The sequence below is a fragment of the Amycolatopsis sp. cmx-11-12 genome (assembly GCF_046269425.1).
Taxonomy (GTDB): Bacteria; Actinomycetota; Actinomycetes; order Mycobacteriales; family Pseudonocardiaceae; genus Amycolatopsis.
This window is the reverse complement of the sequence record NZ_JADNQM010000045.1, coordinates 1-25,485: the sequence shown is the minus strand read 5'-3', so window position 1 is coordinate 25,485 and position 25,485 is coordinate 1. Positions and strand designations below refer to the sequence as shown.

At 66.9% G+C, this 25,485-nt stretch carries 17 protein-coding genes, 2 tRNA genes and 2 pseudogenes; 13 read left to right on the top strand and 8 right to left on the bottom strand.

Going from position 1 to position 25,485, the window contains the following annotated elements:
* Nucleotides 1-96: 96 nt before the first annotated feature.
* The 3 genes from ACLARN_RS38420 (at nt 97) to ACLARN_RS38410 (ending at nt 3,238) form a co-directional block, all read left to right on the top strand.
* Nucleotides 97-867 carry a class I SAM-dependent methyltransferase gene (locus ACLARN_RS38420; protein WP_409496395.1) on the top strand — a complete coding sequence of 257 codons (771 nt, stop codon included), beginning with the start codon at nt 97-99 and terminating at the stop codon, nt 865-867.
* Entirely contained in the window at nt 864-2,192 is a 1,329-nt protein-coding gene (locus ACLARN_RS38415) for a M20 family metallopeptidase (RefSeq protein ID WP_409496394.1), read from the top strand. Before ACLARN_RS38420 ends, ACLARN_RS38415 begins: the two co-directional genes overlap by 4 nt.
* Before the next feature lie 80 nt (nt 2,193-2,272).
* Complete coding sequence (locus ACLARN_RS38410) at nt 2,273-3,238, top strand: S1C family serine protease (RefSeq protein ID WP_409496393.1); 966 nt, start codon at nt 2,273-2,275, stop codon at nt 3,236-3,238.
* 87 nt (nt 3,239-3,325) lie between these two features.
* Here the strand turns inward: ACLARN_RS38410 and ACLARN_RS38405 are convergent, their stop codons facing one another.
* A complete protein-coding gene (locus ACLARN_RS38405; protein WP_409496392.1) occupies nt 3,326-3,703 on the bottom strand; it encodes a DUF3224 domain-containing protein in 378 nt (125 codons plus the stop codon).
* A 47-nt stretch (nt 3,704-3,750) separates the two neighbouring features.
* Nucleotides 3,751-5,277 carry a helicase HerA-like domain-containing protein gene (locus ACLARN_RS38400; RefSeq protein WP_409496391.1) on the bottom strand — a complete coding sequence of 509 codons (1,527 nt, stop codon included), beginning with the start codon at nt 5,275-5,277 and terminating at the stop codon, nt 3,751-3,753.
* Between the two features lie 112 nt (nt 5,278-5,389).
* Between ACLARN_RS38400 and orn the strand changes: the two genes are divergently transcribed.
* The 3 genes from orn (at nt 5,390) to ACLARN_RS38385 (ending at nt 6,680) form a co-directional block, all read left to right on the top strand.
* The gene (gene orn, locus ACLARN_RS38395) at nt 5,390-5,998 is read left to right on the top strand and encodes an oligoribonuclease (RefSeq protein WP_409496390.1); all 609 of its coding nucleotides are present in this window, start codon (nt 5,390-5,392) and stop codon (nt 5,996-5,998) included.
* Nucleotides 5,999-6,076: 78 nt separating this feature from the next.
* Nucleotides 6,077-6,152, top strand: a tRNA-His gene (locus ACLARN_RS38390).
* Between the two features lie 279 nt (nt 6,153-6,431).
* Complete coding sequence (locus ACLARN_RS38385; protein ID WP_409496389.1) at nt 6,432-6,680, top strand: hypothetical protein; 249 nt, start codon at nt 6,432-6,434, stop codon at nt 6,678-6,680.
* 51 nt (nt 6,681-6,731) lie between these two features.
* Here ACLARN_RS38385 and ACLARN_RS38380 read toward each other — a convergent pair whose 3' ends face one another.
* A complete protein-coding gene (locus ACLARN_RS38380) occupies nt 6,732-7,952 on the bottom strand; it encodes an Ig-like domain-containing protein (RefSeq protein ID WP_409496388.1) in 1,221 nt (406 codons plus the stop codon).
* A 205-nt stretch (nt 7,953-8,157) separates the two neighbouring features.
* On the opposite strand from ACLARN_RS38380, the gene ACLARN_RS38375 reads away from it, so the two are divergent.
* Nucleotides 8,158-8,230: transfer RNA gene (locus ACLARN_RS38375), tRNA-Lys, on the top strand.
* Between the two features lie 245 nt (nt 8,231-8,475).
* On the opposite strand, the pseudogene ACLARN_RS38370 reads toward ACLARN_RS38375, so the two are convergent.
* Nucleotides 8,476-8,649, bottom strand: a pseudogene (locus ACLARN_RS38370) (tyrosine-type recombinase/integrase); the annotation flags it as partial.
* Between ACLARN_RS38370 and ACLARN_RS38365 the strand changes: the two are divergent.
* Nucleotides 8,627-8,803, top strand: a complete 177-nt coding sequence (locus tag ACLARN_RS38365; protein ID WP_409496387.1) for a hypothetical protein — start codon at nt 8,627-8,629, stop codon at nt 8,801-8,803. The pseudogene ACLARN_RS38370 and the gene ACLARN_RS38365 sit on opposite strands and share 23 nt — an antisense overlap.
* 62 nt (nt 8,804-8,865) lie before the next feature.
* On the opposite strand, the gene ACLARN_RS38360 is transcribed toward ACLARN_RS38365, so the two are convergent.
* Together ACLARN_RS38360 and ACLARN_RS38355 are read right to left on the bottom strand one after the other, a co-directional pair.
* Nucleotides 8,866-9,243: an integrase core domain-containing protein gene (locus ACLARN_RS38360; protein WP_409496386.1), complete on the bottom strand. Its 378-nt coding sequence runs from the start codon at nt 9,241-9,243 to the stop codon at nt 8,866-8,868.
* Between the two features lie 1,105 nt (nt 9,244-10,348).
* Nucleotides 10,349-11,473 (bottom strand): serine/threonine protein kinase, encoded by a 1,125-nt coding sequence (locus ACLARN_RS38355; RefSeq protein WP_409496385.1) that lies wholly within the window; start codon nt 11,471-11,473, stop codon nt 10,349-10,351.
* Between the two features lie 182 nt (nt 11,474-11,655).
* Here ACLARN_RS38355 and ACLARN_RS38350 point away from each other — a divergent pair, with 182 nt between their 5' ends.
* From ACLARN_RS38350 to ACLARN_RS38335, 4 genes are read left to right on the top strand one after another with little or no spacing between them, the layout of a single operon-like run.
* A complete protein-coding gene (locus ACLARN_RS38350) occupies nt 11,656-13,218 on the top strand; it encodes a PD-(D/E)XK nuclease family protein (protein WP_409496384.1) in 1,563 nt (520 codons plus the stop codon).
* Nucleotides 13,215-14,300, top strand: a complete 1,086-nt coding sequence (locus ACLARN_RS38345) for a hypothetical protein (RefSeq protein ID WP_409496383.1) — start codon at nt 13,215-13,217, stop codon at nt 14,298-14,300. Before ACLARN_RS38350 ends, ACLARN_RS38345 begins: the two co-directional genes overlap by 4 nt.
* The gene (locus ACLARN_RS38340) at nt 14,293-17,790 is read left to right on the top strand and encodes a hypothetical protein (RefSeq protein WP_409496382.1); all 3,498 of its coding nucleotides are present in this window, start codon (nt 14,293-14,295) and stop codon (nt 17,788-17,790) included. The genes ACLARN_RS38345 and ACLARN_RS38340 overlap by 8 nt, the downstream gene beginning before the upstream one ends.
* Entirely contained in the window at nt 17,787-20,654 is a 2,868-nt protein-coding gene (locus ACLARN_RS38335) for a pPIWI_RE module domain-containing protein (protein WP_409496381.1), read from the top strand. The genes ACLARN_RS38340 and ACLARN_RS38335 overlap by 4 nt, the downstream gene beginning before the upstream one ends.
* Nucleotides 20,655-20,659: 5 nt before the next feature.
* Here ACLARN_RS38335 and ACLARN_RS38330 read toward each other — a convergent pair whose 3' ends face one another.
* The gene (locus tag ACLARN_RS38330) at nt 20,660-23,395 is read right to left on the bottom strand and encodes an NB-ARC domain-containing protein (protein WP_409496380.1); all 2,736 of its coding nucleotides are present in this window, start codon (nt 23,393-23,395) and stop codon (nt 20,660-20,662) included.
* 230 nt (nt 23,396-23,625) lie between these two features.
* On the opposite strand from ACLARN_RS38330, the gene ACLARN_RS38325 reads away from it, so the two are divergent.
* A complete protein-coding gene (locus ACLARN_RS38325; RefSeq protein ID WP_409496379.1) occupies nt 23,626-24,648 on the top strand; it encodes a hypothetical protein in 1,023 nt (340 codons plus the stop codon).
* Nucleotides 24,649-25,377: 729 nt separating this feature from the next.
* Here ACLARN_RS38325 and ACLARN_RS38320 read toward each other — a convergent pair.
* Nucleotides 25,378-25,485, bottom strand: a pseudogene (locus ACLARN_RS38320) (IS5/IS1182 family transposase); the annotation flags it as partial.

The window sequence follows — 25,485 nt, the reverse complement described above, 5'->3', positions numbered from 1 at the left end:
AGATGGCCACCGACAGTTTCGGGTCGCGGTGGCGGGAATGTCGCGAACGGGCCGGTCATGGCAGATTCTCGGGTGACCACCGTGAAGGGAGCAGTCATGCCGGACCATCGCGAACGTCTCTTGGGCCTGCTGCGGCCGGGCACCACACCCACCGGGGCAACGGAAGGTTTTCTCGATCTGCTGGGCGAAATCCCGCAGGCGGGGCCGCCGACCGGGCTCGCGCAGCGGCTGATGCGCACCTCCGCCGTGCCGATGATCTACGAGCGGTACTGGCGTCCGACCCTGGGCAGGGTCGCGAAAGGACTCAACGGGCCGACCATGGCGGACGAGGTCCGGATCGCGATCGAGGCGCTCGGCCTCCGCCCCGGCCAGGTCGCGTTGGACGTCGCCTGTGGCACCGGCCGCTTCACCCGCGCGTTCGGCGAAGCGGTCGGCCCGGACGGGCTGTCGATCGGACTCGACGGTTCGGTCACCATGCTGGAGAAGGCACTCACCGCGCCCAACCCGGCTTCGGTGGCCTATCTGCGCGCCGACGCCGTCGACCTGCCGCTCGATGATTCCACTGTGGACGCCGTCTGTTGTTTCGCCGCGCTGCACATGTTCGCCGACCCGGACGCCGCACTGGATTCGTTCGCCAGGGTGCTGAAACCCGGCGGCTCACTGGTGATGCTGACCAGCGCCCGGCACAGCGACCAGCCGATGCGGCTGGCCGACACCGTCCTCGGCAGGCTGAGCGGACAGCGGATGTTCGATCGCGGCGAGATCGCGGCGAAACTGTTCCGGCGCGGCTTCGACCACGTGGACGAGCGGTACTCCGGTGTCACGCAGATCGTCACGGGCGAGCTACCGGTTAACATCCGGAAATGATCCACTCTGAGCACGCTTCGCCGACTCCCCCAGACGACAGCTACCTCCGTTCGCTGGTCGAAGCGACCGCGGACGCCGTCGCCGCGGCCGAGCCCCTCGGCTCGCCGCACGAGGGCGCGGATTCCGCCACGCGGGACGCCGTCGGCGCCGAGATCCGCGCGCTGACGGCGGAACTGGTGGAACTGAGCCGAGACCTGCACGCGCATCCCGAAGAGGGTTTCGCCGAACACCGCTCGGTTCGCGCGCTCGGGGACCTGCTCCAGCGGCACGGCCACGAGGTGACCATCGGCGCGGGCGGGCTGGACACCGCCTTGGTCGCGAGCACCCCTGGAAGCGGCCCGCACATCGCGGTCCTTTCCGAGTACGACGCTCTTCCCGGGCTCGGCCACGGCTGTGGGCACAACGTCATCTGCACGGCGGGCGCGGGCGGTTTTCTCGGCGCGGCGGCGGTCGCCGAACGGCTGGGCGGCCGGGTGTCGCTGATCGGCACACCGGCGGAGGAAGGCGGCGGTGGCAAGGAAACCATGGCCCGCGCGGGTGTTTTCGACGACGTCGACGCCGTGATCATGCTGCACCCATTCAGCCACGACATCGCCATGCACCCGTTCCTCGGCAGGCGACAGCTGGAGATGGTGTTCCACGGCGTCGGCGCGCACGCCTCGGCTCAGCCGTTCATGGGACGCAACGCGCTCGACGCCGCCGTCGCCGCGTACCAGGGCGTCGCGGCGCTTCGGCAGCATCTGCCGTCCAGTGATCGCGTCCACGGTGTCTTCAGCGACGGTGGCGCGCGGCCGAACGTCGTTCCCGAACGGGCGGCGCTGCTGTTCTACCTCCGCTCCGCGCAACCGGACACGCTGCGCGACCTGGCCGAGCGGGTTTCGGCGATCGCGCGTGGCGCGGCGGAGATGACCGGCTGCGGCGTCGAACTGTTGTGGGACGGGCAGCCCGCGTACCTGCCGATCCGGTTCAACACCACCCTCGCCGGACGCTGGTCGGCGCATCAGGTCGACGCCGGCCGCAAACCGCTGCCGCCGGGGATCGTGCCCGAATTCCTCACCGGCTCGACCGATCTCGGCAACCTCTCCTACCGGATGCCGGCGATCCACCCGATGATCGCCATCGCCGGGCCGACGACCGCCTTGCACACCAAGGAGTTCGCGGCCGCGGCCGGTTCGCCGGACGGCGATCGCGCGGTCGTCGACGGCGCGTTGGGGCTGGCGATGACCGCCGTCGACTACCTCGCCGACGCGGAACTCCGCGCCGCGGTGCACGAAGAGTTCGAGGCTTCGGGTGGGGCGTTGGACGTGCCCGCGTTCTTTGACTGAGCTTTCTCAGGTAATTCTTCTTAGGAAAGCACAGGGGTTTTCCACAGGCGGTTCACAAGTACGGGCGCGAATCTTGTTCCATGACCGAGAACGAGAGTCGGCCCGGCCCCGCCTCCACCGGTGGGCACCAGCCGCCGCACCAGCAGCAGCACCCCGGTTACACCCCTTGGCAGGCCGCGCCGAATCCGCTCTTCACCCCGCAGCCCGCCCAGACGCCGGTCCCGCCGCCTCGCAAGAAGGGCGGCCGGGTCGCCGTCCTCGTCAGTGCGACGGCGCTCGCCGCCGCACTCGTCGGCGGTGTCGGCGGAGCGGCGCTCATGGGCATCGGCTCCGCGTCGTCGGGGTCCGGCACGGGTTCGTCCGCGGTCGCCAACGGGCAATTGGTCGGGAACAACACTTCGGGTGACGTCAGCGGGGTCGCCGCGAAGGTGACGCCGAGCGTCGTCCAGGTGAACGTGGCCACCGCGCAAGGTGACGCTGTCGGCTCCGGCGTCATCCTGACGGCGGACGGGCGCATCCTCACCAACGCCCACGTGGTCAACGACGCCCAGGGCGACGTGACCGTCACGCTTTCGGACGGCAAGCAGTACAAGGCGAGCGTGGTCGGCGCCGACACGAAGGCCGACATCGCCGTGCTCCAGGCGAAGGACGCGAGCGGGCTGACCCCGGCCTCGCTCGGCGACTCGAGCAAGCTCGTCGCGGGACAGCAGGTCGTCGCGATCGGCTCGCCCGGCGGCTTGCAGAACACCGTGACCACCGGGATCGTGAGCGCGCTGAACCGCAAGCTCGACGAATTGGGCGGCGGCCAGGACCGTCGCTCGCCCTACAGCAGGACCACGAACGAAAGCGGGCCGAGCTACACCGCGATCCAGACCGACGCCCCGATCAACCAGGGCAACTCGGGCGGGGCGCTGGTGGACGCGCAGGGGAACGTCATCGGCATCAACTCGGCGCTGTACAACCCGGCTTCGACCGGAAGCATCGGCATCGGCTTCGCGATCCCCATCAACGACGCGAAGAAGATCGTCGAGCAGATCGTCGGCTGACCCGGCCGTCTGGACCGCTGTCAGGGGGCGGCCCAGCAGGCACCGTCCGTGAGGGCCTCCTTCGCCGAAGGAGGCCCTCACGAACTTTCAGAGTTCGTAGGTGAGGGTGAAGGTGTGGTTGCCTTCGTCGTCCTGGACGATCTCCGCCGTTCCGGTGATGCCCGCCAGTTCGCCGTGACCAGAGCCCGGCAAGACGATCAGGTGATGCCCGTTCTCCCCCGCCGAGTGATGCAGGACAAAGCCGCCCTTCCGTCCATCGACGGACACGGCCAGCCGCTCGAAGGCGACGTACGCCGAGGACGTCTCGTTCACCGCCGTGAGCATCTCGACGGCGCTGGTCCCCTCGACGGCACCGGTGAATGTCTTGGTCAGCCACACCCGCGAGAACTCGGTGTCTTCGGGCTTGTCGGTGTTTTGCGGATCCCAGCCGTCCACGGTGAACGACGCAGTCGCGGTGTTGGTCATGGCGTCAAGCCTGCCGTACATACCTGACAGAACGCGTCAGGTATTCCTCACCGCCTCCGGTTCCCGAACAGGCCGCGCGTGATCTCCCGTCCGAGCGCGCTCGCCGCGGAGCGGAAGAACGACTTCACCGCCGGGTTCTTCATCGCCTGCTCCACCATCCCCGGCCCTTCTTTCTCCGGTTTCGGCGCCGGGAGCGCTTCCGGCGGAGCCTCACCGGCCGGAGGCGCGGCCACCTTCGCGGCGAGCTTCTCGTAAGCCGACTCACGGTCGATCGTCTCGGCGTACTTCGCGTGCAGATCCGAAGACGTCGTCGCCGCGGAGATGGCTTCGGCCCCGATGGACCCCATCTTCGACCGCGGCGCGCGAAGGCGCGTCCACGCGACCGGCGTCGGCGCGCCCCGCTCGGAAAGCACGGTCACGATCGCTTCGCCGATGCCGAGCGACGTCAGCGCCGAGTCCAGTTCGTAGTGCTTCGTCTTCGGGTACGTCTTCACCGTCTTCGTCAGCGCTGCCTGGTCTTCGGGCGTGAAGGCGCGCAACGCGTGCTGGACCCGCGCGCCCAGCTGCGACAGGACGTTGTTCGGGATGTCCGTCGGCAGCTGCGTGCAGAAGAACACGCCTACGCCCTTCGACCGGATCAGCTTGACGGTCTGCTCGATGCGCTCCAGGAACGCCTTCGACGCACCGTTGAACAGCAGATGCGCCTCGTCGAAGAAGAACACCAGTTTCGGCTTGTCGAGGTCGCCCTCTTCGGGCAGTTCCTCGAACAACTCGGCCAGCAGCCACATGAGGAACGTCGAGAACAGCGCGGGCTTGGACTGGAGGTTGTCCAACTCCAGCAGGGTCACCATCGCCTTGCCGTCGTCCTGGCGCATCAGGTCGTGGACGTCCAGCTCGGGTTCGCCGAAGAAGTCCTCACCGCCCTGAGCCTCCAGATTGGACAGCGCGCGGAGGATCACCCCGGCCGTCGCGGCCGAGACACCGCCGATGCCCTTCAGGTCCTCCTTGCCCTCGTCACTGGTCAGGTGCGTGATGACCGAACGGAGGTCCTTCGTGTCCAGCAGCGCGAGACCGCGCTGATCGGCCCAGTGGAAGATCAGGCCGAGCGTCGACTCCTGGGTTTCGTTGAGCCCCAGCACCTTCGACAGCAGGATCGGGCCGAAACTCGTGATCGTCGCCCGGATCGGCGCCCCCTTGCCACCCGTGCCCAGCGACAGGAACTGCACGGGGAACGCCGCAGGCTCCCACTGGTCACCCAGTTCCTCCGCGCGTTTGGCGATCTTGTCGTTGCTCTCGCCCTGCGCCGCGAGCCCCGACAGGTCGCCCTTCACGTCCGCCAGCAGGACCGGAACCCCTGCGGCCGACAACTGCTCGGCGATCAGCTGCAAGGTCTTCGTCTTACCGGTACCGGTCGCTCCCGCGACCAGCCCGTGCCGGTTGAGCGTCGCCAGCGGCAGGCGGACCGCGGCACCCGAGTCGGCCTTGCCGTCGATCACGACGGCGCCCAGCTCGACCGCCGCCCCCTCGCTCACGTAACCCTGCGCGATCTCCTGGGCTGGACCCTGTTCGGCCACTGTCGCTCCCTGGTCTGTGATACGGCTCACCTGAGGATGCACACGCTGCCAGTTACCCGCCGAACCCGCACGTCGCGCGCCCCGAATCCCCGGGTCGGGTTAGGGTTCCGGGGTGAACGACCGCCTAGTCTGGATCGACTGCGAGATGACGGGGCTCGACCTCGGCAAGGACGCGTTGATCGAAATAGCCGCACTGGTGACCGACGCCGAACTCAACGTCCTCGGCGAAGGCGTCGACATCGTCATCCACGCCGACGACGAAACCCTCGACGGCATGCCCGAGGTCGTCCGCGAGATGCACGCCCACTCCGGCCTCACCGAAGAGGTCCGGCGCTCCACGGTCACCATGGAGGAGGCCGAGCAGCGCGTCCTCGAGTACATCCGCGCGCACGTCCCCGAGGCCAACGTCGCCCCGCTCGCCGGCAACTCCATCGCCACCGACCGCGGCTTCATCACCCGCGACATGCCCTCCCTCGACGAGCACCTGCACTACCGCATGGTCGACGTCTCGTCGGTCAAGGAACTCGTCCGGCGCTGGTACCCGCGGATCTACTACGCCAAGCCCGAGAAGGGCCTCGCCCACCGCGCGCTCGCCGACATCAAGGAATCCATCGGCGAACTCGACTACTACCGTCGCGTCGCCTTCGTCCCGCAGCCCGGCCCGACCACCGAACAGGCCAAGGCAGCGGCCGCTGAAGTGCAGGAACGCCACGAACCGTAACCCGTTGCGAGCCCCGGAAACGGGCACGCTAATATAGTGCGGCCGAGGTGATGGGGAAGCTTCCCGAGCCCGGCGATGGTGGGCGTAGCTCAGCTGGTAGAGCACCTGGTTGTGGTCCAGGAGGTCGCGGGTTCGAAACCCGTCGCTCACCCCATTATCCCAGTCTGTTCAGGGGCCTTGCGGCCCCTTCCCAGCGGGCTGGGGTTTCGCTTTGCCCGGGACTGCCGTAACACGGCGTGGCGTTCGCGCGAGTTCAGAGAGAACTCGCGCGGAGGATGCCATGGGACGGTGGCCGGTCTTGCTGGTCTTGGGACTCTGCGTGCCGTCCGGAGCCTGTACAACCGCTCCGCCGGGTCAGGCACCCGCGCCGTCGGCAACTCCCCCTCCGATCACGACGGTTACCGCGGCACCGTCCACTTCGACGGCTCCACCGGTGACGGTCACGACGACCCCGGCCTCACCGCCCCCGAAGACCTCGCCCAAGAAGTCACCGTGGCGCTGCGAGCCCGGCTATCCGAACTGCACGAAGGCGCAGTCCCAGAAGTACCTCGCCGAACTCGAGCACCAGAAGTGCCGTCGCGATCCGGAGAAGATCTGGGACACCCGCACGCAGAAGTGCCGCTACAAGACCAGCGGCGAAACGCAGTGGGAGTACCTCAACGGGACCTCCGGAATGTCATGAGGGGTCCCTATGGGACGGATCCGTCCCATAGGGACCCCTCATGGCGTCGCGTCAGTTGCGGTCGCCGCCGGTCTTCCAGTCGTCCCACGACATCTGCCACACCGACCAGCCGTCGGTCGGCTGCAGCACCTGCGGGCCCGAGTTGGCGACCGTGATGATGTCGCCCTTCTTCGAAGTGTCCATCAGCCACTTCGCGTTCTCGGTCGACAGGTTGATGCAGCCGTGGCTCACGTTCCGCTTGCCCTGCGATCCGACCGACCACGGCGCCGAGTGGTAGAAGATGCCGCTGTTCGACATCCGCACCGCGTACTTCACGAACGTCCGGTAGCCGGCCTTGCTGTCCGAAGGGACGCCGTAGGTGCTCGAGTCCATCGTGTACCCGGTGTGCTCGCTCATCACCGTGTAGGTCCCGGCGGGGGTGCTGCTCGACGGCTTGCCCATCGAGATCGGCATCTGCTTGACCTCTTGGTCGTTCACCACGACCTTCATCTGGTGCGTGCCACCGTCGGCGGTCGCGACCAGCTTGTCACCGACGACCACCTGGGCGGGCTTGTCCTCGCGGCCAAAGGTGTTGTTGCCCAGGTTCTTGCCGTAGATCGCCGCATTGACCGAGATCTTCGTGCCCGGCTTGAAGTACTCCTTGGGCCGCCACATCACGGTCTTCTCACCGAACCAGTGGAACGCGCCCTCGGCCTGCGGCTCGGTGACGATCTTCAGCGCCTTCTCCGTCGCCGCCTTGTCCGGCACGTTGCCGGTGAAGGTGAAGATCAACGGCAAGCCGACGCCGACAGTCTCACCTTCGACCAGATTGATCGAGACACCGATCTGACGGCCTGCCTTGGCCGTGGAGAACGTAGAGGTCGCGGTGACCGGCTTGCCGTCGGTGCCGGTCGCGGCCGCGGTCACGGTGTAGGTCTTGCTGTAGCCGAGCGGTTCCGACGACTCCCAGCCCGAACCGTCCTCCTTCGGCTTGCCCGCGACGACCTTGCCGTCGGCGCCGGTCAGCTTGACCTCGCCCACCTTGCCGTCGGCGACGGCGACGGACACCGGCTCGCCGGGCGCCACGTCCGCCGCGCCCTGCGCCGGAGTCAGCGTCATCGCGGCAGGCTTCGGAGCCGGAGCAGCCTCGCCACTCTGCTGCGAACCACCAGGAGCACCACCCGGGGCCGGCGATTCACCCGACGGTGTACTGCTGCACGCGGCGAGTGTGAACCCGGCCACCAAAGCCACCAACGCCACCCGCGACCGACCTGTCGCTCCCCAGACCCTCATGCACACCGCCCGTTTCGCGTGGTACCAACCCCAACGTCTGGCTATAGTCTGCCTGACCGGCCGCAACGCCCGCGGCCGGATGGCCGAATCCGTCCCCGCGACGCCCACGGCGACCGAAGGGGGACCCCCTGAAACGGGCCCCAGCAACCCTGTGTTAATGTTTTCCACGTCGCCGAGGGGAACACCAAAGCGGCGAAACAAGCAGGCGCCATTAGCTCAATTGGCAGAGCAGCTGGCTCTTAACCAGCGGGTTCGGGGTTCGAGTCCCTGATGGCGCACTCTCAGACCCCACGTTTTCGGTTTCGATGACGTGGGGTTTTGTGTTATGTGGACGCATTTCTTCCACTTCCTTACTGTCCATTGTGGTCTGATCCGCGCCCGAGACGAGCCCGAGCTGTCGGGCGGAGTTCCTGGGGATGAGGTTCGCCGTCGCCTCGGCTGCCGCGAGTGCGATCTCGGGTAGGACGGTGGTGTACGTGTCCATGGTCACGGTGATCGAGGAGTGCCGAAGCATGGCCTGCACGACCTTCATATCGACACCGGCGGCGAGGGCGAGCGTGGCGGCACCGTGCCGGAGGTCGTGCAGGCGGATGGGCGGCAACCCGGCTTGGCGGACGATCTCGTAGAACCGCTCGGTGACATCGGCCGGATGCAGAGGGCTCCCGTCTGGCTGGGTGAACAACAGCCCGCTGTCCACCCACGCGCTACCGAGACGAGCCTTGTCCGCGTCCTGGCACGCGATGTGCCGACGCAGGACGAGGACGGTGTTCGCGTCGAGCGCGACCAAGCCCTCCGACGAGGTCGTCTTCGGCGCCGACTGGCCGGTCTCCCACCCGTACTGCACGATCTGATTCGCCACTTCCAACGTCGCTGCGGGGTTCCACAAGTCTGCCGACGGCTCTGACCAGAAGGGTTATGCCGCCCGTTCGTACTCGTTGATCAGGCCTCCGAGAAGCCGCTGTCGCCTGATCCGCTGAGAGTTGAGGTCTGCCACGGGGTGGGTCGGCTGTGGTGGGCGAAGCTCGCGGGAACGGTGCGGCCGTCGACCGTTGTAATGCCGGACGTACTCGGCGAGCACGGCGCGCAGATGCCGTTCGCTCAGAATCAACATACGGTCGGCGAGCTCGGTTCTGGCCGTGAGCACAAACCGTTCGGCGTAGCAGTTCGCCCGCGGGTAGCGCGGAGGAATCCTTACCGCCTCGATACCGACGTCGGCCAGAACGGCGTCGAACGACGCCGTTCTGGCCAGCCCGGTCACGGATGAGAAACCTGAAGTCGTCGCCTCGATCACCAAGATCCAGCATGAGATTGCGGATCTGCTGAGTAGTCCACCGGCCGTCCGGATTCGTGGTCGTGCCCAGGATATGGACGTAGCGGCTGCCGACCTCCAGCACGAAGAACACATAGATCCTCCGGAGGGTGAGCGCACAGTCGATGTGGAAGAAGTCGCACGCCAGCATCGTCGAGGCCTGCGTGCGCAGGAACTGCCGCCAGGTCGTGTCGGTGTCCCGGACCGGCGCGGGAGGTACGCGTGCCCGCTTCAGGATCCGCCGGATAGTCGACGCGCCGACCCGGTGTCCAAGCTTGAGCAGCTCACCCTGAATCCTCTTGTAGCCCCAGCTGTGGTTCTCCCTGGCCATCCGTTCGATCAACCTAGCGATCGCGTCGTCGACCGGTGGACGGCCAACCCGGTGTGGATAAGTCCACTTCGCAGCCACCAGGCGCCGATGCCAGCGCAGGACCGTGCCCGGGGTGACCAACCGGTGCAGCCGCAGCGCCTTGGGCAGCATGCGGACCAACGCGGCGAACACAGCCCGGTCAGCCCAATCGAGGCGAGGTTTCGGGTTGCCTCTGCGCAGCACGGCCACCTCATGGCGCAGTACCAGCAACTCGACGTTCTTCGACGCTGACGACCGGCCGAGCAACACCACCAAACCCGCCAGCCGCAAGAGGATCAGATACAGCAGACGCAACGACATGGCCGACGATCATGCCCTACCCGCCGAACGCGCCTGTCGCATGAACCGACTTCTGGAACCCCACACGATCAGATCGTCTGCACCGCGCTCGGCGTCCATGTGCAGGGGGCGGTGCGCGCACAGCAAAAGTGCGGCTCGGATTCACCATCGGGACCACCGAAGCGGACGCGTCGCGGACATGCCCCTTGATCAAGTCACCGACCGAGCGGGCAAGAGATCGCCACCGACAAAGCCGCAATCGTCAGGTCGACCGCGGGTGCTCCCGAAGGGCGCGCCCCACACCACTCTTATCCAGCGGGTTCGGGGTTCGAGTCGGTAATGTAGGGCCACGCGCTATAACGACTCGACACGATCGGTTCCCGGCCACAGCGGTCACCCCCAGAGCCGTCCTGACCACCAGCTGATCCCGACCCGACTTCAGCGGCCCTCCAGCAGGTTCAAAGCCCGTTCGATCGGCTCCAGCTTGGGGTTGCCCTCCCCGAACGTCTCGATCGCCCGACTCCGCAGCTCGGTCAGGGTGAGGGCCGCGGCCGCGCTGTCACCGCTGTCGTGCTCGAAGGTGGCCTGCCTGATGGCCTCCATGATGTCGGCTTCGGTGAGAAAGTCACGCCGCTCTCGAGCGCGGAATGGGCGCACGGAGGTCGAACGGTGACCGGCGACCGCTTCCGGCGGGCTGACAGCATCCGGAGTGCGGTACGGGATCGTCACGTCGGGCAGGGACACCGGGTTGGGTTCAGGTGCGCCGACCGTCGGCAAATGAGGACGCAGTACCTCAAGCACCGTCTCGATACCGGGCCGGTCTTCCATCTTCTTCTCCAGCAGGGCCAAGGTCAGGTCCGCCAGGCCCGGATCGACGTCGGCGACAAAGCGTGACGGCGGTGCCGGACGGTCCTCCAGGTGTTGCTTTTCGAGCGTCTTCCTGCCGTCCACAACGAACGGAGGCCGCCCTGTCAGCAGGTGGTAGAACACGCAACCCAGGCTGTACAGATCCGATTGTTCGACCGGCTCGGCTCCCAGGAAGCGTTCCGGCGCCGAATAGTCGTCGGTCCCGACGAAGTTCCTCGTGTACCTCGACGTGTCCTTGTTCAACGGCAGCGCGATCCCGAAGTCGATCATGTAGACGACGCCGTTGTCGCCGACCAAGAGGTTGTCGGGCTTCAGGTCGCGGTGGACGATTCCAGTCGAGTGACAGGCGGCGAGCGTCTTCGCGACAGACGAGCCGATCGCGGCGAACTCCGTGAGCCGGGGCACGGTGGTCTGGCGATACTTGGTCAGCTTGTCCCCGTGGATGTAGGTCATCGCCAGGTACGGGACAGAGCCATGCTTGTCCCGATCGATCACCGCCGGGATGTTCGGGTGCTTAAGATCGCTCAAGTACCTGCCCTCTTTGTCGAATCGGCCCATGATTCGCCGCCGAGCTTCGAAATCCAAATCAACCGTTGCCGGAAATTGCGGAATCTTGACAATCACCTGCTTGCGCGTTTCCAGATCGAGCGCACGATACGCGACGCCCATCCCCCCGGCGCCCTTCTGTTCGACCACTTGGAAACGCTGCCCGAGCACCACACCGCACATAAGGCTCGCCCCAGGATTGTCAGCCATACTCGTCATGCGCGGGAGGCTACTCGGGCAGGTTGTCGCCCCCTGCGCGACCGTCCCGAATTCCCGCAATTAAGCTTCTTGCGGAACCAAAGGGGTGCGGAACCGGATAAGAACGGGACGGCGTGACAAATTCTGGACAGATTGTGCGGGTCGGCGCGTCCGACACCGGCTCGGCGGGTTGCCCTCGCGCGCTGGCGCACAAGGCCCGGCGCCGCGCGGAGATCCGGAGGTCGACTTGGACCGACTTCACTTTGGGCCCACTCATGGCCGCGGTGGACCTCTCGGAATTCGGCGGCCAGGACGACGCGGCGGTGATCGACGAACTGGCGCGGACTCGGGGAACGTTCGAGACCGGCCGGCCACCGGCGCATCCAGGACTGGTGGCTTGGTCGATCGAGGCGTTCCACAACTACCGCGCGGCATGGCAGGCGCATCAGGACGCCATGAACACGCCGTGCCCGATTCCGGTGCGATTCCCGTGGAAGATCTCCCATCGCCGGGATCCGGTGGACGAACGTGGAGTGCAACGGTACGAGCAGACTTGCTGGGGACGCCGATATCGGTCCGAGGACGACTCGATCCGGGAAATGTGGCTGATGGGCTTGACCGCTCCGGCGGAACGGCCCGAGATCGTCACCACCGCGGCAGCCAACGTGGCCACGTTCGGCGGGGGGACCGCCCCTGATCGAGTGCGCGTCATCCTGTTCGGCGCCAGGTCACCTGTCGCGGTGCCGGTTCTCGAGTGGCCCTCCGCTCAAGTCCGTCAACAGGCACAGGATCTCATCGCGCCGAGGCTCCTCGAGATCGTCGACGGCACTGCGCGGCGAGCGGGCCGCAACTGCGCCGAATGCCCCGACACAACCGACTGTGCCGCTCTGCCGTCGGCGCAACTCCTGCCGAAAGTTCCTCCCGTGCCCGGCCCGCGGCGGACACTGTCGGTCACTGACTTGCGTTACCACCAGGGCTGCCCGGCGCGTTACCACTTGCAAAGGCAGCTGAAACTCCGCGACACCGCCCTTGTCGAAGGCCAGCCGATCCAAATCGGTCGCGCGGTCGACGCCACCTTGCGGATACGGCACACCGGCCACCCCAGCCGATGCAGGCCCGGCGACCCGGCGGGCGAAGAGGTCGCCGCGCTCCCGGAGGACAGCCAGCGAACTGCGGTGGAGATGCTGGCTCAGCACGCGGCGTTGTGCCCCTTCCCCGATGTCGAAGAAGTCCGTGGCGAGCAGGACCGGTTCGTGGTCGCCCATGACAAGAGCCTGGATGTGGTCTTCGGCGGCACGCCGGATCTTCTGTACCGGCGAGCCGGCGGGTGGGTGTGGAGGGAGACGAAAACGTCACGTCACAGGCTGAGGCGCGACCGGCCTTTGCTGCGCCAGGTCCCCCAGCTGGCACTGGCGATCCTGATCCTGTCCGCCGGGGCACCGGAACGTTCTCCGGGCGGATCCCGGGTCGAACTGGAACACCTGCGATCCGACGGGTGCGCTCTCGAAGAGCTGGACCCCGCCAGCCCGGCCCTCGTGGCGGAAGCCCAGGAAGTCGTCGGAGAGCTGGTGAGGCCGTTGCTTGGCGACACCATGTACGCCCCGAACCCTGGCGACGGCTGTGCGGGTTGCGAGGTCCGCCGGTGGTGCTCGCCGGGTGTCGAGTATCTGACCGCGGGCGGGCGAGCCAAGCCGTGACCACCCTCGGAGAGGAGGAGCGGCTGCTCGGCGCGGTCGCCACAGCCCTCGTGACCCTGGATGAGCTGCGCGATCTGACCGCCTTCCGGATGCCGTATCCGGCGAACGTCCAAAGCGCCTTGGACTGGCTGGCCCTGTATTGCCTGCGCCGGGGCGCTCGCCCACCGTCCTCGGTGCCGGGGTTGGTCCGCTGGGGTTACCAGCGCCCGCTGGGATCCTGGCCCTTGGTACTCCCCGAGGGCGTCTATCCCGAGGACGGCTTTCTGGTCGACAAGCATTCAGGCGCGCCGACCGCGCTGTGCCACGAGATCGCTCTCTGCGCGGAGGCGGCCAATCCGTTCCTGGAGGTGTCGCGCCAGGTCGCGGAGATGGCGGCGTTCGCGGCGGAACGCGGGCGGACGCCGGCGTACGGCGCCACGCGGAACGTGCTGGCGGCGCACCCGGTCCTCACGGAGGAGCAGCTCAGGGACATCGTATTAAAACCCGGGGTCCGCGTTCTCGACGAGTACCTTGGCAAGTTCTACGTCAAGATCGGACCTGGTTTCGCCATCGACGGGGGGATCCACGCCTGCGACGGCTGTGGTGGCCTCCTGCTGCCCGCCGGCGAGGAAGGCTGGTGGTGCGAGCGGGAGGAGTGCGCGACCAAGAGTCTCGTGGCTCCCGGTGAGCGTTGGGACCACGACGTTCGGATCCTCGTTCAGGGGGATCGCCGGCATCGACAGTTCGTCTCCGGTCCCGCCAAGACGGTCCGGCGTCTCGGCGATGAAGTGAGACGGTCCGGGGCCTGGGTCGATTACTGGCCGTTGACCGGTACCGGCGATCTGCGGGTGACCGTGCCCGACGGGGAGACCAGGGCCGTGCGGATCGTCGATTGGCACAGCCCCGCACTGCTCGGCCGGGCGATCGCGGCGTCGGTCGCGGGCACCGGCGCCGACGTCGTGTGCTGGGTCATCGCCCAGTACCGGATCGACGCAGATCCCGGCTACCAGCGGATCGCGACAGAACACGCGAAGTCGTCCCGGATCTTCTCCGAGGACGAGTTCGCCGACATGATCCGGCAGGAGGCAGGCGACCATGCGTAGCAAGAAGTGGTACGCCGAGCTCATCGAAGAGCTAAGGCAGACCACCTTGGAGCTGCCCCTGGAAGTGCTCTGCCCGGTCGAACTGGGCCTGACCCTGTTGTCGCGCCTCGACAAAGCGCAGCCTCCGACCTCGGTCTGGCCACTCCTCGGTGGTTACCCGTTCGCCAAGGAGAGCGGGCTGGCGGACGACCCGGCGCAAGCCTGGATGATCACCTGCGTCCGGCACCGCCTCTGGCCTCTGCGCAGACCGGAGTCCTGGCTCGAAGCCCTGCGTAACTACCAGGAGGTGGACGCTGACCTGCGCGCGTTCCGGATCGCGGAGGATTTCGCCTCCTTCGAATGGACTGGGACGACCACTCTGACCACACGCTTCCCGGTGTACGAACAGGCCCTGAGCACCCTTCCGGACTACGTCGACAGCAAGCCCGCTCCGGCGAAAGCGGGCAGCTACTTCTACTACGACCGTGATGAACGCGTCGAGGTGGAGATCCCGGCCGACATCGCGGACCGCGCACGCGACGTGCCGGGACACGACCTCACGTCCCGCACGGTGACGAACGGAGAGCCCCTCGACATAACTTGGGCGGCGCTGGGCGAGACCGCCCGATGGATGGACACGCACGCCCCCAAGGGCGAACGAGTGAACTGGCAGGCCAGTATCGAATCGACGCGACTGCTCGTCCGTGACGTTCACGGACACGATTTCATCGAAGGCGACAGGCTGCGGTTTGACGGGCTCCTCCACGCGGTCGGGGTCGTCGGGGTCGGGAAGAGCACCCTCATGAAGGTGCTCGCGGTCTGGGCGGTGAGACAGGACAAGCCACTGCGGATCACGCTCGTGGTCGGCGATGTCGCGGAGCAGCTCGCCACGGCCCGGGAACTGCGAAGCTTCTTCGACGACGGGGTGGTGGTGCCGATCATCGGTTCCTCCAACCGCGAGCAGCACGTCGAAGGACTGCACCGACGGCTCGCCTCGAATGGCCATGTGCGGTTCGCCGGGCACCACGAGGACGAGGGGTTCGCCGACCTCGGCACGGCTTGCCCACTCGATGCACTTCGGGCGGCGGAAACGCCGGTGCGTTCGGTCGACGCGCCGTGCACAAAGCTCTATGCCGTGGACAGCGAGGTCACCGACCGGAAGCGCCCGAGCCCATCGAGCTGTCCTCTGTGGCACGAATGCCCGCGGCACGTGAACGCCCGCGACCAGGTCGACGCACGGGTGTGGGTCGCCAACATGGCGTCGCTCGTGGCCAGCCCGCTCCAGACCCACGTGGGCGGAGTACGCCTGCGCCAGCTCGAACTGGCCTGTCTGCGCAGCGACCTCGTCGTCATCGACGAAGCGGACCGGGTGATGATGAACCTCGACATGGTGTTCGCGCCGACCGCCACACTCGTCTCCCGCGAACCTCATTCGTGGCTGGACACCTTGTACAGGCACAACATCCTCGAACTCTCGCGGGCCGGGCGCCTCCAGTTGTCCGACCGTTACGTGCGGAACTGGGAGGTCGCACTCTCCGTCGTTTCCGGCGCCACGAACCAGCTCTACTCGATGCTGATCGCGGATCAAAGCCTCCGGGATTGGGTGGGAATCGAGTACTTCAACTCCTGGACGTTGCAGGGAAAGCTCCTGAAAGAGCTGTATCGACCCGGAACCGCCGGGACCGATGACGAGGAAGACGAGGAAACCCCGGCGACCGAACCAGGGGTCTCCCACGCCGAGGCCGCGAAAGTGTTCGACCAGTTCCGCGACGACCCGTTGGGCGACAACGGCCCCTACGAAACTCTCGCCGACCTGTTGGCCGCGACGACGCAAGACCTGCTGCACACCCTGAACCGCAAGGCCGTCGCTCATCGGCTGGCCGCGGTGATCGGCGAGCTCCAGGTGCTCGGCACGCCGGAAAGGCCGGGTCACGTGGCCGAAACCGACCCTCAGGTACGCAAGCTGGAGTTCGTCCTGCTGCTGTCGGCGTTGCACCACCGGCTGGACCGCCTGACGCACCTCTGGCCACTCGTCGAAGAGGCAATGCGACTGGACGCCAAGGACAACGAGCTGATCCGCCGCCCACCGATGGACTACCTGCCGCTCGTACCCGAGTCGCCGATGGGCAACGTGCTGGGTTTCCAGTACGTCGTCGAGGACGGTGACGGCGACCGCGACGAGGTGACCGGGACGCTGCGTTTCTTCCGGTGTACCGGTGTCGGGCGGGAACTGCTGCTCTCCCTGCCGTCGCTCGGCGTAGACACCACCACCGGCCGCGGCGGGCCGCATGTACTGCTGCTTTCGGGAACCAGCTGGGCCGGGACGTCCACCCGCGCGCATGTGGTCGCACCGGTCGGCGCGGTCCTGCGGCCCTCACACGAAGCCGAGGAGCGTGTGCAGGAAACCGTTTTCAAGATGCGGTTCTTCCACGACGCCGACGGGAACCCCATCAGCCTGTCGGGGCGGCCGCCCAGGATCAGGTCGTCACTGCTGCGCTCGCTCGTGGACAAGCTCGGCAAGCCCGGCCCGAGTGGCATTTCGCCGCTGGAAGAGGAGATCCGGGCTGTCGGGAACCCGAACCGGCAGCGTGCGCTACTCCTCGTCGGGAACTACCAGGAAGCCCGCGACGTGGCGGATCAACTGGACGCGATGCCCGGGTGGCACGGCCACGTCAAGGCGCTCGTCCGGGACAACGCCGATCTTGACGACGCGGTCGCCGACGGGACCGACGACCTCGACCGCGCCGGGGTCGTCCGTCGCGGGAACGCGGGTCTCTTCGCCACCGACGCCATGGCCCGGGTGCTCGTCGCACCGATGCTTGCCATCGAGCGCGGGTACAACATCTTGAACCGGGACAACGACGCCGCGCTCGGGGTGGCCCTACTGCTCACCCGGCCTCATCCGGTGCCGACCGACATTGGGCTCTCCGTGCTCGCCATCAACGACTGGGAGAGCCGCTACACGCGAGGCCTGCCCACGGCCGAGGACACCGATCCGGCTTCCTTCGCCGCCCTCGTGGCATCCCACGACACGCTCGACTCCGCCGGGCGGGCGTTCCGTGCCCTGGCTCGCAGCAAGTGGGGCCGGCTTCTGATCCGCAAGTACGCGTATTCCGTGCTGAGCAAAGACGAACAGCGCTCGTTCGCCTGGGACCAGCTGGTCGTGCTTTGGCAGGTGATCGGTAGGCTCGTCCGGGGCGGAGTCGCTGCCCGGGTCGTCTTCGTCGACGCGAAGTTCGAACTCGCGATCGCCGAAGCGCGGTCGCCGAACGCACAGAAGCACGCTCGGCGAAGGCAGCGCGACCACTCTCGGGCAAGCCTGCTCCACGGCATCCGGGACGCCCTGCGCCCGTACTTCGAACCTCGCCCGGACGACAACCCGGTCGCTCCGGCGGACATGCGGCTCGCCGAGCTCCTGTACAAGCCTGTTTACCTGGCGCTCTGCCGGATGCTCGACCAGGTCGAACCCGTCGACCTGGACGGCCCAGACCTTCTCTCCAGGAGGACATGACCTTGGCTTCGCGCTACACGGCGATCCGCCGGGCGGCCTACGAAACCGCAGTGGACGGAGACGGACTCACCGTGGACTTCCACACCTTGCAGTTCCCCGAAGCTCTCACCACCGGCGTACTCGACCTGGTCAATCTCGAACGGACGGGCCGGGCCCGATGGCAGACGCCGCCGACACGGCGGCTGGATTCGCTTCTCCAAGCCCTGGATGTGCGTCTCGGGGTGTTGCCACGCCAGGTCGCGGCCGGCGAGGGGCCGCGGACCTGGTTGTACTGTCCGGAAGACGCGGGGAAGCCGCTGCCGGTCTCGATCCTGCTACGGCTGCTGGAGTTCTGGATCGAGGAGCTCGGCTCGGATCATCCTGACGAGGCGAACCGGGTCCGTGACACGCTGCTCGCCAATCCCCCCGTGTGGCAGGAGAAGAAGGCGATTTCGCTTACGCGATGCGGTGTCAGCAAAGGAGGTACCGCGCAACCGGACGGCCCCCAGTACCTGCTGACGACGCAGCACTTCGCCCGCCGGATCCAGGAGCTGGAGCCGTACGACTCCGGCGAGCAGGTACTGCGTTTTCGGTCTGTCGCGCGGCGGTCGCGTCAGCAGGGGGCGGAGCTCATGTCCCAGCCGCTCTTCCACGACGACAAGCACGGGAGGTGGTGGTTCTCGGTCGTCGCCACCGTCACCCTCCACACGGTGCCGTTCCATCCCCGGCCACGGGTTCACCTGCATTTCGGGGTGCGCCGCTGGGCCACCCACCCCGACCCGAAGACCGGGCTGGTGCGTTTGGGATACCGCCGGGCCAGTGCCGTCTACCTGCGTCCGGTCGCGCCGTGGCTGCCCGGTGTCCCCGTCAGCGAACGCTACAGCGTGGCACACGTTGCCAAACGCGATGACGACTTCATGTGGCGACAGGGAGATCTCACGAAGCTGATGGAGCGGCTCGCTCTCGGCACCAGACCGTTTCCGGATCCTGCCGGACTCCTCGGCGATCCTGAACGGTGGTTCAAGGGTGAACGAGGCGTCGACGCGCTGATCGCGTACAGCTCACCGATGGGCGAGCACGGTGTGGGCGCGGGTTTCATGTCCCATGAGCGCTCGCGCCTGGTCGAGTGGGCCGAGCAGGCTCTGCTGCCGGATCTGGCGAGGGTCGCCGACCTCACCCGGTCGGAGCTACCCGCGAACAAGCCCGCCAATGTCCGCAAGGGCGGCTCCAGCGAACGCACGGCGGAGGGCAAGGCGGAGCTCCGGTTGACCCGCCGGACGTCGCTGGCCGCCCTGTACACGGATTGGTCCGGCACTCCCGAGTTCGCCGCGCGACTGTTGTGGCGCACCGACCGGACCCGTGACGAAGCGATCGTCGCGCTTGCCGAGGTGCTCGGTCTCGAAGGTGACGGCGGAGCGAGTGAGGTGGGCACGCAGGCTCACGATCGCAGTGGCCGCGGAGAACCCGTCGTGTTGCGGTGGCGGACTCGAGAGCTGGTCGTGACGTTGAGTTGTCTGCGCATGGACAACGGGTTGACGGAAAGCCTGGGTGTGCCATCGGAACCGGTCAAAGGCCGGGCGGATCGCGCGGCAAGGGCGCTGGCCAAGCGCCGGGCGGACATGGGCGAGTTTCTCGCCAAGAACGGCGCGGATGCGGCGGTGCCTTCGGTCGCCTTGGTGGAGATCCACGGCCGCATCGTGTTCCGCGGCCGGAACGATCCCAAGTTCGCGTTGCGGCTCGGTGCGGCCGACAGCGGGGTCGTCACCCAGTTCATCACCTCGCCTGGATCGTCGCGCGGGGAGAAGACACTGTCCGTCGCGGCCGAGTCGTCCTGGGTGGACGCGCTGCGGCAGCTGGGAGCAACGGTGGTGCCGCGCACCGACGTCCCGACAGGCCTGCCCGCCGGAACCCAGTACCTGGCCGTCTGGACGGCGACGAAGGCACGGGGCTCCACCGCCCGGTCGGCCAAGGGCAAATTCCCGGTCGCGGTGCTGGTGCGTCCCGGCGCCGGCGGTCCCGGGGAGATCTTGGCCTGGGACGCCGAAGCTGTCGAAGGAATGGGGGCCTGGATCGCGTATCCGCGTTACCTGGCCCGGCTGCCCGCGCTCGCCGCGGTCTCCGAGCACGACCTCGCCGATGACGGCGAGCATGAGAAATCGTGGTTCGATTGGCCCCGAACCCGTGACGAACAACGGTCCGCCACAGAGGAGTTCCTGCACCGGGTGCTCTCCTCGGATGAGATCCGCGGTACCCCGACCGTCGTCCTCGTCGACGCGCAGAACATCAGAAATCTCTGGACCTGGGTGCAGGACGGTGAGGTGCGCCGGGATCTCATCCGCACCGGCGTCGCGCCGGCCGGACGGCCCAATCCCTGGCTACGGCTTGTCCGGATCCGCACCGGGGAGCGACGGGAGACCCCGCAGTGGTGGGGTCTCGCGGACGGCAACGGGGTGAACGGCCTGCCCGCCAATCTGTGGAAGAGCGCCGAGACGGAGAACGACAGGATCTTTTACAGCACCACCCCGAAGGCTTCCACAGCGCAAAGTTCCGCGGTAGGAGCGCACAAACTGCAGAACCGGCCGATCCGTCTGGGCGACCGGGTGGATCTGCCGACGATCGACATCGACAAACCCGCGTGGAATCCCGGCCTCGTCGAAATCGCGGTGCTCAGCCACAACCGTGACGAGGAGGACGATCCGCACGCCCTGGCGATGGCCGTCCACCAGCTGAGGCAGGCGCCGGACTACCGCGACGCGCTAAGCAGGCCATTGCCGCTGCACCTCGCGCAAAAGGCTCAGGAGTACATCCTGCCGATGCGGAACTCGGACGAGGAGGACGAGACTGATGCGCCGGACGGCCCCGCAACGGAGGCTCCCGTGAGCTGAGCGCCTCAGGCACCACGGGCAGCCAGCCTGCTTTTCACAGTGGTATACAGCTGCCGGTCTTCGGGTTCTCGCTGTCGCAGCCTGCCGTAGCAGGTCATAAAGTCTCGCAGTACGCGTAGCTCGTCTTCGGCACGGCCAGCCGCGCGATATGCCCGGGCCAGCACGGCCAGCACCCGGACCTCGTTGGTCGGCGCGCCGGACTCGAGATAGCAAGCGCGGGCAGTCTCTCCGTGGAGGACCGCATCTTCGAAACGTTCCAACCTGAGGTGACAATCCATCAGGACGCGGTGCAACGCGCCCCGGTTGTACGGAGTGCTCGCCCGAGTCATCAGGTCGACAGCGAACGACTCGCGCTCAAGGGCCCGCCCCGGCTCTCCCAGTTCTAGGTAGCAGTGGATCTCGGTGGGTAAAGTCGCCGCGACCCCGCGTGCGTCCGCCAAAGCTTCGTAAAGGCGGCCTGCAACCGTCGCGTGATGCCGCGCTACCTCCCACTTCTTCATATCTTCCTGCAAGACACTCATTTGCTGGTGACCATTCGCGGTTTCCAGAGGGTCATCGATGCCTTCGGCCAGGGTGATCGAAGTCTCCAGGCTGCGCTCTGCGGCACCGAACTTCCGCAGCTTCCGCTGGATGTTGCCCAGCACCCGATGGCAGACAGCCTGGTAACGCGTCCGTTCGGGCTCGTCCAGCTCGTCCTTGGTGATCTTGGAGGCTGAAGTCAGCAGTCGCTCCGCCGTGGGCCACGGGCCGTTGCGGGTGTGATAGCAGCACAGGGCGAGCGGTAAGCGCCACCGGTATGTTTTATAGGGCAGGAAATCTGGCGAATCCAGCACCGCGAGAAGGGTGTCATGCTCGCTCTCGAACCACCGTCGCCCTTCTTCCTCGTTCGCTGGATCGGGCAACGGCGCACCATCGGAGACAACGAGATCGCCGGGCAGCTCCCTGCCGGAGCGGAGGGCACGGTCACAAAGCCGCGCGGCGGCCAGCAACCACCCCAACAGCTCCTCCCTGATCATGGACACCTCGTCCGGCGACAGCTCTGCGAACGCACGTTCCCGGGCGAAGGCGCGGACCAGGTCGTGGAGTCGAAACCGGCCCTCCGGAAGCGGATCGAGCAGGCTGCCTCGCAGCAGTTCGTCCACAGCGTCCTCTGCGGAGGATGCAGGCAGCCCTGACAAGAACGGGATCACGTCCAGGGAGATCTCGGGTCCAGGGTGGAGCGCGCTGATCTGCAGGACCCGGGCAGCCTCGGCGGACAGTGGCCCGTACGACAACGCAAGTGAGTCACGCAAGGCGGTCTCTCCTTCGGGTTTTGCGCCCAGTACCGCCGACGCCGAGCCCAGCCGGTCCAGCAGCCTTTCCAGGCTTACGCCTGGATTCAGCTGTGCCTGCGCGGCGACCAGCCGGACAGCCAACGGGATTCCGCCGCACGCCGCCATGAGCTTCGCTGCCGCGAACGGCTCCTCCTTAATCCTCGCCTCGCCGATGGCTTCGCGCAGGACTTCCAGGCTTGCTTCGGGAGTGATCGGGCTTAAGGCCAGCACCCGCCCGTCAGCCACAGCCGGCGCGGTGACGGCAGCACGCGTCGTGATGACCGTGCGGCTGTGTTCCCCAGCCGCCAGGAGTTCCGCCGCGTGCTGGTGATCACGGGCGTTGTCGAGAACGACCAAGATCGCACGTGTGTTCACCGCAGTCCGGTAGGCGGAAAGCACGTCATCACCGACCGGGATCCCAAGCTGCCTGGCGAAATCCGTCAGAACCACCTCGAGCTGGGCCGGACCGGACGGTGAGAAGCCTCCCAGGTCGGCGAAGAGGACACCGTCGGGAAATTGTGCGACCACACGGTGTCCCCAGCTCACCGCCAGCTCGGTCTTGCCCAGGCCTCCGAGCCCGCGCACCGTGACAACCCGGGTCTCGCTGTCCTGGTCAGTCAGGCTATCGAGAAAGACAAGCTCGGCGTGACGGCCATGAACCTTCGACCGCACTGGCGGCAGCAGGTGAGGCATTCGAGCCGGAACTGCCTCCGACACCTGTCGGGCCTCGGCGATCCGGGCTTTGGCTTCCTTGCGCAGCACCATGAGCGACGGCCTACCGAGACCCGCGGGTAGCTTTTCGCGCCGATCGAGGTCGTCGGCAATCGCCCTCACGCGCCCGCATCGAGCCCATGTCCACCACAGCGCAGCCCGGATCTCGTCGTCGTCCGGGAACAGTTCACTTGCCCGCTCCGCGTGGCCTGCGGCGGGTTCGGGCCCCTCATGTTCCAAGGAAAGCCCTATCAGCTCTAGAAAGGCACGGCGTCCCGTCGTCCGCAGCTCCGCCACCTCGTCGTGCACCCAACGCGAATCCAGTCCGTCCAGCGGCGGTCCTTGCCAGCACTCGGCGGCCTCGCGCAGGAGCGGCAACCGTCGGTGCGGGGGCAGTCCGACACAGCCGGCGATCTTGGTTTGGAACCGCCATAGATCAACTGCGTCCCGCGCGACCAGCAGCTGCTGCATCGCGTGCTCATTCCTCTTCACCAGCTCCAAACCCGCGCTGTCCCGAAGCCTCGCTCGATAAGACCGCAGTGTCGCCGAGCCGTTCACCCCGAATCGACCGGCCAGCTCCGTGGAAGCGACCTCGCCACCTGCGGCGGCGATGATCGCCAAAACGGTGGCCTGGCGAGGTTCGAGACGTATAGCCGTACCGTTCACAGTCAACTGCACTGCGCCGAGAATCCGCAGGTCGATTGCCGGTTCGCCCATGGTTCCCAGTGAACCAGACCAACGTCCGACAGTCCTCGCCCGATCGGTTGCAACGCTTTTCGCCACGGCTTCCGCAACGCCGAGCCGGGACGTTGACAACGTCCAGAACAACGCTCAGGGAGGAACCCATGGGATATTCGGCCCTCGAAGACTTCGCGCCGCGTTGGTCAGCAGGATATGGCGCACAAACCTGCGAAATACGCCGAGTGGTCCTGGCAGTGGTGCATAGTGTGGCGGCAGCCGAGCGCGTGAGCGCGGCGGTACGAGCGATCGAGTCAGAACCGGGTATCCAGGTCGTCTTCACACAGCCGCCGGGTCCCGCCGAAGAACTCGTCCGGGACTACCTCGCCATGATCGGCGCGCTTACCACGCCGTGGGAACGCGCGATCCGAGGGCGATCCGATCTGGTGATCACCGCGGATCCGGCCGAGACCGGCTCCCTGAATTGCGCGTTGCTGGTGCTGCCTGCGGTTTCAGGGGACGGCGAGATCGTCGGTCGCAACGGTCGGTGCTGCGTCGCCGCGCTCGCGCGCTTACTCCGGCAACGGCCGGACCGCGCCGGACCTGTGCTTGTCGGTCTGCCGCATCTCCAGGCAATGACCCGGCTCCGAGTCACAGCCCCACAGGTGGGCCGGCACGCGGTTGTCATCGGCGCCCCGGAGTACGACAAGCTGCTTGAGGCCTGCCACGAGCAGGCCGGGATCCACCGCGGCCAGCGGCTGGGCCTCGTGCTGTCGGCCCTTGGACCCGACTCGTTGTTTGGCAGGACGCCAGCTGTGCTCCGGCGGCTTGCCCTGGAGCTGCCATCACATCGGGTCCGCCTGGTTTGCCGGCTCGACCCGGACATGTGGGCGCGCCACGGCAGGCGGCAACTGCTGGCCTGGGCCGGACGAGTGGCGCGCGAGCGAGTGGAGTTCCTGCGACCCGAACACGACTGGCAGGCCGTCGCCGCGGCGGCTGACTTCGTCGTGGGGGACCACGGTCACGACACCGCATGTGCCGCCGCGGCGCAAAAGCCGGTGTACCTGGCCAACCCGATTCGCAAAGCCGAGGTCGGTTCGCTCAGGGAAGCCGTCGCCAGGTACGGGACGGTCTTGGATCCCACGGTTCCGTTGGCCTCCCAGTTCCGCTGGGCACCGCGCCCCGGCACTCAGGTCGCGCGACGGGTCACATCCGCCCCAGGAGAATCGTTCTCCCTGATACGCAGGCAGTGCTTCCGCCTGATGCAGTTCACCAGCCCCACTGTTAACTAGAAGAGAGAATGTTCCATGTCCACTATCTGCAGGTTCAACTATCAAGCTTCGGAAGAAGGCGGCACTGGCGACCGTGTCCGGCCGTCCAGCGCCGACTGACGGCTGAGTCCACTACCCGGACAGGGTGGCCCTGAAACCCTTATCCAGCCGTGCTGTCCGTGAAGGCCTCCTTGCCTACCTTGAGAGTAGGAAGGAGGCCTTCACGGAGCACCACCCAGACCCGACGGCTTGCCTTACCCCTCTATACAAACACAAATCAAGCCGCAGCCACACAACGAGGATCGGTGCAGGCGCTGGGCCTGGCTCGCGCGCCCGAGACGTGCCCGAGAGTTCTGAAACAGTCCGACGCTGGGCGACACACCCCGACGCAGAGGCTTCCTCCCGACCAGACGAAAGGTCTTGTCCGGCATTACTCGACACCGTCCGGCACGCCCAGGTGCCGACTCTTAACCAGCGGGTTCGGGGTTCGAGTCCCTGATGGCGCACAGTTCTGAATCGAAGCCCACCTGCAGGATTTCTCCGCAAAGAGGATCTTGCCGGTGGGCTTTGATCTTGGGTGGGACCGACGTGGGGCCGAATGAGGCCGTACCCGTCACTCCTTTATTTCTTGGCCCTCTTGCCTCGGCTCCGGCCTCCTTTCCGTCGCCGGGCATGTTTCTTGCCTGCCTGGCCTCGCAATGAGGTCGCAGCTTTACGGGCCGCTTCCAGTACTAGGGCCTGTTTCAGATGTTAGAGCCATTCGTTGATCGCGGCGATGGTGACGGTGGTGTCGTAGCGGACGGCGAGTTTGTCGTATCTGGTGGCGACGGCTCGGTAGCGTTTGAGCCGGTTGATGCC

Bases quoted from the DNA above. Each gene is read 5' to 3' on its own strand.
- ACLARN_RS38420 (WP_409496395.1), top strand. From the start codon at position 97: ATGCCGGACCATCGCGAACGTCTCTTGGGCCTGCTGCGGCCGGGCACC.
- ACLARN_RS38415 (WP_409496394.1), top strand. From the start codon at position 864: ATGATCCACTCTGAGCACGCTTCGCCGACTCCCCCAGACGACAGCTAC.
- ACLARN_RS38410 (WP_409496393.1), top strand. From the start codon at position 2,273: ATGACCGAGAACGAGAGTCGGCCCGGCCCCGCCTCCACCGGTGGGCAC.
- ACLARN_RS38405 (WP_409496392.1), bottom strand. From the start codon at position 3,703: ATGACCAACACCGCGACTGCGTCGTTCACCGTGGACGGCTGGGATCCG.
- ACLARN_RS38380 (WP_409496388.1), bottom strand. From the start codon at position 7,952: ATGAGGGTCTGGGGAGCGACAGGTCGGTCGCGGGTGGCGTTGGTGGCT.
- ACLARN_RS38340 (WP_409496382.1), top strand. From the start codon at position 14,293: ATGCGTAGCAAGAAGTGGTACGCCGAGCTCATCGAAGAGCTAAGGCAG.
- ACLARN_RS38335 (WP_409496381.1), top strand. From the start codon at position 17,787: ATGACCTTGGCTTCGCGCTACACGGCGATCCGCCGGGCGGCCTACGAA.
- ACLARN_RS38330 (WP_409496380.1), bottom strand. From the start codon at position 23,395: ATGGGCGAACCGGCAATCGACCTGCGGATTCTCGGCGCAGTGCAGTTG.